Below are 7,509 nucleotides of genomic sequence, written 5' to 3'. Positions count from 1 at the left end.
GCGCAGCGCAACGCACCAAATCCCATAATACGGTGCGTTACACTTCGTGATAACGCACCCTACATATACTTAGATTTTTTCAGAAATCAAATCGGATTCCTATATATTTTATTGAAATGCCTTAAAAGAGAAATTTTATAGATTATTGAATCAATCTTAGCAATCTTTGATCGCTACGTATTTTATTGAAATCCGGATCGGTTTTCGCCAATTGTTTATATTTAGCAGGAGCCAGTTTAATGGCTTTCTCTAGGTTGGTAACTGCTAATTCTACATTGGATTGTAAAGCATAGGAACAAGCTTTATTGTAATAGGCTTCATGCTTATCTGGCTTAATTGCGATCGCTTTATCGTAAGATTCTAATCCTTCCGGGTATCTTTGCAGTTTTGTCAGCGCAATCCCTCGGTTAATCCAAGCTTCGGCTTTTTTGGGGTTGAGCGCGATCGCTTTATCATAAGCAACGATCGCTTCTTTATAGCTTTTTAAAGCTGTTAACGCATTTCCGCTATTAAACCAAGTTATATCTTTGTTAGGCTTGATGCTAATTGCTTGATTATATGAGGCGATCGCTTCTTTGTAGCGCTGTAAAGATGTCAAAGCATTACCTCTGTTAATCCAAGCTTCGGCTTTTTTGGGGTTGAGAGCGATCGCTTTATCGTATGTCGCGATCGCTTGTTGATAGCGTTGGTTATCTAACAGGTTATTAGCTTGATTTAAAAAATCCTCTGCTGTGGGTGCAGATTTAGCTTTGATTAGCAGTTGGGAAACATTACTTTCCTGTACAACTTGCTTAGTATTGTTTGCCGTTGAATTTGCCCAATCACTACAGCCAACTGTTGAGAAAGTGATAAAGCTAGAGGCAATCAAGCAGCGCCGTAAGACCATGCTGTACCTACAGAACTCATAGTTATGATGCTAGGACTTGTTTATCTCAAAATATCGTATCAAAATACACGATTTTTCTCAAAAATTGTTTTTATTTTATAAATGGAAATTTTCGCATTTATATACAAAAAATATAACATATTTATGTTAGTCAAGGCAAGATATTTATCAAAAAAATATCTCTTCTTTATCAATGCTAAATATTCTGAGGTTTCGCAATATCCAAGTTGTTTAATCATCGCTTTATAGGCAGGAATGTAATTCTACTTATAGAATAAATACAGAAATATCTAATGATAATAAAGAAGATTATGCAGCTTGATTTAGTTGAATCAAGTCAAAATAAACTAAATTTTAGTTACTAATACAGTTTCTGAATTTGGAAATTAAAAATTTTCTCTACTGCAAATCAGTCCCCATTTTTGGCAACAGAATCGCCACAGGACAAGGTCAGGAATTACGAATTACGAATTACGTAGACACCGGAGGTGGCTTCCCGAAGGGTATTACAAATTAGCTGACTAATATTGCCCTAACCTACCCCGCAGCAGTTAATATAAAACAGCTGTGATTTGAAAATGCTGGGGCACAATAGAAAGAATGACGATTGAATCCAACTCCAACAATTCACCAACCCCAGATCCCATTTCCGAACACGACTTACAACCCGATGATTTTGATGGTGGGACAGGTGAGCATAACCTTACACCAGATGGCTTGGCGACACAACAAGCCTTAGCGGCGATCGCGTCTTTGCAATCTCCGCAAAATACAACAGCTTTACAGCAAGCTCGTTCTTGGTTCAAGCCACAGACAAATCTATTTACAGTCAAGCCTAGAGCCTTGCTAATTACTTTATTAGCGATCGCCATTACCATCATCGGGCTAGCTGTCAATAACAAGCTCATTGGCATTTTTGGTACTCTCGTGACTTTAATGCTGTCTGTGGCAATCTTACTACCTTGGGTGCAAAGCGCCATCAAGCAATGGTTTTCACCCCAAGACAGAACCCTATTGATCGCTTTTTTAGGGCTAGTAGTAGCAATTATCGGCTTAGTCAAATTCTCTGGCTTAGGCGATCGCTTATTAGCTTGGGGAATCAAGATTAATTGGGAAGCTTCTGGAACCTTGGCGGAGTGGTTTGGCGCTTTAGGACAAATTCTTATTGCTATCATCGCTGTTTATGTAGCTTGGCGACAATATATTATTTCCAAAGACTTGACAATTCAGCAAAACCTGCTGACAGTGCAACAAAATATTATTACCCAACAGCAAACTATAGATTCCTATTTTCAAGGCATTTCTGACTTAGTATTAGATGAAGAAGGATTATTAGAAGACTGGCCGCAAGAAAGGTCAATTGCAGAAGGACGTACAGCCGCAATTTTAAGTAGTGTTGATGGTAGTGGGAAAGCCAAAATTCTCCGGTTTCTTTCCCGTTCTAAATTACTCACACCCCTAAAACGCGATCGCCGTTTGGGAAGAGCAATCCTCAATGGTGTCGGTGGTTATGCTGAAGACAGAATTGAAGGTGTACGTGTCATTGATTTAGGCGTAATGCTAGCTGGCGCAGACTTAGCGGGTACAGACTTGCGGTGGACAGATCTCAGCGAAGCTAATCTTGTCCGCGCCGATCTCAGTGGTTGTGATTTAGTCAAAGCCAACCTCTCCCGCGCCATTCTCTATGATGCCAAACTCTGCAACGCTGATTTTAACGGCGTGCGTCTATTTTATGGTTCTGTAGAAAACGCATCACCCCGCAGTCGCACTGTACCCCCAAACTATCAAACGGGAGAACATACTGGTGCTGTCATTGAAAATGCTGATTTTACTAACGCCCAAAGGATGTCAGATGCAGTACGTTATTACTGTTGCGCTTGGGGTGGCGAACAAACTAGAGGTACTATCCCAGGCGGTTGCGAAGGTATTCCTAATAAATTGGAGCGGTAATCAATTTTAGATTTTAGAATTATTTTCTTTGTCGTCAGGACTTCAGTCCTGATTTTTTTGATAACAGCCAGAACAAGAAACAAACTATTTTGTGAAAATGCATAAAAATACCCACCAAAATCTAGATTTGATGGGCATTGAGCAATTTTAATTACGAATTACGAATTATCTTCTACTTGGGTGAGGATTTCTACCCCATCTTCAGTCACAACTATAGTATGTTCAAATTGCGCCGAAAGTTTGCGATCGCGTGTCACCGCAGTCCACTTATCGCTGAGAACTTCTACTTCCCAAGTTCCTTCGTTAATCATTGGCTCAATTGTAAATACCATCCCCGGACGAAGACGCTTACCTTTACCCCTTGTACCGTAGTGGGGGATATCTGGTGCGGTATGGAAAATATTGCTGATTCCATGTCCAACAAAGTCACGGACTACAGAAAAACCTTGTGCTTCCGCATATTCTTGAATAGCTGCACCAATATCGCCAATTTTCGCCCCTGGTTTCACTTCCGCAATACCCAAGCGCAGACATTCCTCGGTTACCTCTACCAATTTTTTTGCCTTGGGTGAAGGGTTACCGACTAAAAATGTTTTGGATGTATCACCGTGATAACCATCAAGTATCGGCGTAACATCAATATTAATAATGTCTCCATCCTTGAGAATTTGTTTCGGATTAGGGATACCGTGACAAATCACCTCATTGACGCTGGTGCAAATTGATTTGGGAAAGCCTTTGTAACCCAGTGGTGCGCTTTTAGCACCATGCGCCTGTGTCCAACGTTCGGCTTCATCATTGAGTTGCTGAGTAGTTACCCCTGGCTTAACCATTGGTTCTAGATGCTTGAGGAGTTGGGCGGCTAAATGTCCTGCCCGACGCATCTTGTCTATTTCTCGTTGGGATAAAATAACAATCGTTTCGGTTTTCATCAACTGTAATTTCTCTGTTAAATATCTTTCATAAATATAGTTAAGCCTGTTTCTGCTGCCCTTTGTGCCGCTTCGGCAACCTTTAATGTATATAAACTAGCTTCTGGAGTGACATAGAGAGGTTTACCATCAAAGATTCGATCTAACACCATAGTAGTGTCTTTCGCAAATAAACCGCGACGAGTCCCGATTTCTATCGGTGTTGATTCACCATTGTGGATAAAAAATCCGCGATCGCCATCAAACACTAATCCGCCCTCATGTCCGTGGACTTCAAACTTCCGTTCTGGTTGCCACAGGGTTTCACCTTTACCGTATACTACCTGTGCTAACAGTCCACTAGTAAAGCAAAGTTGAGTCATACAAAAGCAAGCTTGATAGTAGTCTTGTTCAACTTGCCAAAATCGCTGATGACAATTAACAGTGAAGACTGCACCAAATAAATCAGTCAGACGATGTAATCGCGAAAGCGCACCGATGAAAGGAAAGCCGAACAATTCATGATTATAAGTCCATTTGCGGGGTGCAGGATGTATCGGTGAAATCGTACTGTAGCGGACATAAAAAATTTCACCTACTTTTTCTATATGCTGCTTTAATGCTTGATGCAATCCACCCAAAAGTTCAATATGTTCCACATGTAGGAGTTTATTTTGAGCTTTCGCTAAGGCAATAATTTCTTGTGCTTCTACCACATCCAAAGCCAGGGGATATTCAACGATCGCATGTTTACCACTTGTCAGCGCAGCACGGGCGATCGCTCCATGATCGCGGTTAATTGTGGAAATAACTACTAAATCTATATCATCTCGCCCTACTAGCTGTTCCCAAGAACTCACAGCCTCAGCTTGATACTCTTGGGCGAAGGCTTGGGTATTTTCTAATTTATGCCCAGCGATCGCAACTAAATGCGATCGCTCATCTTGCAGCAATGCTTCCGCCCGCAACTTTGCCGCATATCCAGTACCAACCAACCCCACCCGCACTTTTGCCGTTGTTAAATAGGCCTCGGAATTATACATGACAGTTCCTAGTTCTGTTTGTAGGTTTTCTGTATCGGCAAAGCTCATTGCTTTCTCTACAGCCCTCTGCTTTAGCTGTAAATGCCACTAGTGACACTTACTACCCTACTACTTTATGTAGGAAATATTGCGATCGCAATGCTGTCATTTGTTATGGGCATTGGGCATTGGGCATTGGGCATTGGGCATGGGGCATTTTTCTCCCTTGTCCCCCTTGTCCCCCTTGTCCCCCTTCCCTTCTAGCCCCATCCCCTCACCACACATCAATGAAATTGATTTTTTTTTAGCTTATGTATAACTTTTCCCAATACTAGGCAGAATAAGCCCGGAAATACATAAGTTATTCTTATTACTATTAACTAACTAAATTTCATTACTAATCGCGGACAAATTCAAGTTACATATTTTAATTTTTCTCGTAGTATCAGAATTGAAGCAAATTTAAACAAGCGGCCGATCCCATAAGAGCAGCCGTGGGCTTTGCCTACCTTTGCTTTAGGATAACTTATACTGCCGTTCGCAAAAAGAGAGGATTACGGAAATGGCAACTTACAAAGTCACACTCATCAACGAAGCTGAAGGTACAACTGAAACCATTGACGTTAAAGATGATGAATATATTCTAGACGCTGCTGAAGAAAAAGGTTTGGACTTACCTTATTCTTGCCGCGCTGGTGCTTGTTCTACCTGTGCAGGTAAACTCGTATCAGGTACCGTTGACCAATCTGACCAGTCTTTCTTAGATGACGATCAAATCGAAGCTGGATATGTATTGACTTGCGTTGCTTATCCTACTTCTGATGTAACCATCCAAACCCACAAAGAAGAAGAACTCTACTAAGAATTAGGCACTTCAATTCTCAATTTCTGAAGAGAGTTATTGATGGTGCAAAAAAGAAAGTAGCACAGTTAAGGATAATTATTTTCCTTTACTGTGTATTCTTTGAAGTTCGTAGTAAGGACTTTAGTCCTTATTTACTCAGCACTGAAGTGCTTACTACGTACAGATAAAATTACTAATTCCCTAAGTCTCCCGATTAAAACTGAATCTTGTCGCTCAAAATTTTAATTTGAGTCCCAGGATAATAGAATTGCAAAATTTGTGGATTTGACCAACCTAGCTTGGCTAAATTTTGCGCACCTGTCTGACTTAAACCCACTCCATGTCCGAATCCCCCACCAACAAAGGCGTACCCCCACAAACTAGATTGACCTTTGTTTAGAGGTTGGATGTAAAATAGCGTGCTGATGGGAGCTGCAAAGGCGCTGCGAACTTCGTCTTTGTGTAAGGTAAACACGCCAATATCGGTTTTCACAGCTAGTTCGAGAATCCGCCCGCTATCAGATCGCTTAGTTACGGACATAGCTTGAATGGTTTTAAATTTACTGTAGGGGCTTTTTTTCACTGTTAAAAATTTCTGTAAGCCCTTGGTAATATCTTCTAACTTCGTTTCCCTCCGCCAGCGAAACAGATCCCATTCGCTTTCGTTAAAACCTTTTTCTAAATTAATAAACTGCTGAAAGTTTTTTTCATCAGCTAAATTCTGTCTAGACAAGTCCCAGATATTAATCGGCGCATCAACTATCGGTTTGAGATAGGGACGATCTTCACCATTCCAGATATCGCTAAAAGAAGCAGTCACACCGCCAGTAGTAGAGGAATAAAGGGCATCTACTAGCTGGTTTTGGTAAGTTAATACCATGCCTTTAGTCGCGGCGATCGCTTTATCTGTAGTGGGAGCCACCCCATTCAGTCCATAATAAACTTGGCAATGAGTATCAGCACATAACTGATAGTCATCTATGGCAAATCTCCGTAAATTCCGCAGTACATAGGTGCGAGCAAGTATCGCTTGCGCCTCTACAGCCGCAGTCGGTGCATTTGTGCCAATTTCGTAAGGTACTACCCCCCGCAAATAAGTTTCTAATGGTACTTCATTAACTAGACTATATGTGCCATAGGCATTTGGCTGCAATTGCATCTGACCAGCGTAAAGACGGGCATTTTCTGGTTTAGCAGTTTTATTCACCCGAATCAAATTTTTATCAGTGCTAATTCTGACATTATTTCGACTATAGCGCGTACCATTAATTACCCAACTCACCAATGGTACTTTTGGTAAAACTTTGGTATCTAGGTAGGCGGTATTTTGGCTAGACTTTGGCAAACTCTGCAATAACAATCTTCTTAATAACGGAGTGTTGTAAACATCTCGTTTCGCCCAAATTTGCCAGCGTTCTGGTTGAGCTATTTCTACCTCGATTCCGCGATCGCGCCATTGTTTGGCACTGTCTTCTGCAGTTTCAAAGGTGCGGTAAGTACCTAAAACGACTACCTCATTGACTTTTGCTTCAGATAAAGGCTGCATTACCGTTTCCACCTGAACGGGGTTCTGGGTAACGAGAATTTGTTCTTTGTTACCTGTCTGAAATTTCAGCTTGAGGCGATCGCCTTTGGTTGGTTGCAATTGTAGTTTGGCTGTGGGTTCTTCCCCAAATCTTTGAACAATCCCTATTTTCAACACCACATCATTAGTCTTGCTCCCGGTACTTGATGCCGCAGTTAGTCCTAATAAACAAAATGCTATCAGTAGAGTACGGGAAACATTCCAGTACGACTTTTTCTTTCTAACTTGATTTTGCCCCTCTGCGTTGCTTGGGAGGAGATTGTCCAATTGCTTTCTAACGTAGTGGTTTTGTCGCATGAGCGCTCCAATGA

General features: G+C 41.3%; 6 protein-coding genes. 2 read left to right on the top strand and 4 right to left on the bottom strand.

What is annotated here, in order from left to right; genetic code table 11:
* Positions 1 to 142 precede the first annotated feature (142 nt).
* Positions 143 to 886: a tetratricopeptide repeat protein gene (locus tag H6G08_RS21950; RefSeq protein ID WP_190546738.1), complete on the bottom strand. Its 744-nt coding sequence runs from the start codon at positions 884 to 886 to the stop codon at positions 143 to 145.
* Between the two features lie 600 nt (positions 887 to 1,486).
* On the opposite strand from H6G08_RS21950, the gene H6G08_RS21945 reads away from it, so the two are divergent.
* Entirely contained in the window at positions 1,487 to 2,836 is a 1,350-nt protein-coding gene (locus tag H6G08_RS21945; protein ID WP_190546735.1) for a pentapeptide repeat-containing protein, read from the top strand.
* A 158-nt stretch (positions 2,837 to 2,994) separates the two neighbouring features.
* On the opposite strand, the gene map is transcribed toward H6G08_RS21945, so the two are convergent.
* Positions 2,995 to 3,768, bottom strand: coding sequence for a type I methionyl aminopeptidase (gene map / locus H6G08_RS21940; RefSeq protein WP_190546733.1), 774 nt, complete (start codon positions 3,766 to 3,768; stop codon positions 2,995 to 2,997).
* Between the two features lie 17 nt (positions 3,769 to 3,785).
* The gene (locus H6G08_RS21935) at positions 3,786 to 4,790 is read right to left on the bottom strand and encodes a Gfo/Idh/MocA family protein (RefSeq protein ID WP_190546746.1); all 1,005 of its coding nucleotides are present in this window, start codon (positions 4,788 to 4,790) and stop codon (positions 3,786 to 3,788) included.
* Between the two features lie 541 nt (positions 4,791 to 5,331).
* Between H6G08_RS21935 and H6G08_RS21930 the strand changes: the two genes are divergently transcribed.
* Positions 5,332 to 5,631, top strand: coding sequence for a ferredoxin (locus H6G08_RS21930; protein ID WP_190546732.1), 300 nt, complete (start codon positions 5,332 to 5,334; stop codon positions 5,629 to 5,631).
* A 196-nt stretch (positions 5,632 to 5,827) separates the two neighbouring features.
* Here the strand turns inward: H6G08_RS21930 and H6G08_RS21925 are convergent, their stop codons facing one another.
* A complete protein-coding gene (locus tag H6G08_RS21925; RefSeq protein WP_190546730.1) occupies positions 5,828 to 7,495 on the bottom strand; it encodes a SpoIID/LytB domain-containing protein in 1,668 nt (555 codons plus the stop codon).
* Positions 7,496 to 7,509 lie beyond the last annotated feature (14 nt).

This window comes from Calothrix anomala FACHB-343, from assembly GCF_014696435.1.
Lineage (GTDB): Bacteria > Cyanobacteriota > Cyanobacteriia > Cyanobacteriales > Nostocaceae > Aulosira > Aulosira anomala_A.
Note: the sequence above shows the minus strand (reverse complement) of the source record. Positions and strands in the feature narration are given on the sequence as shown.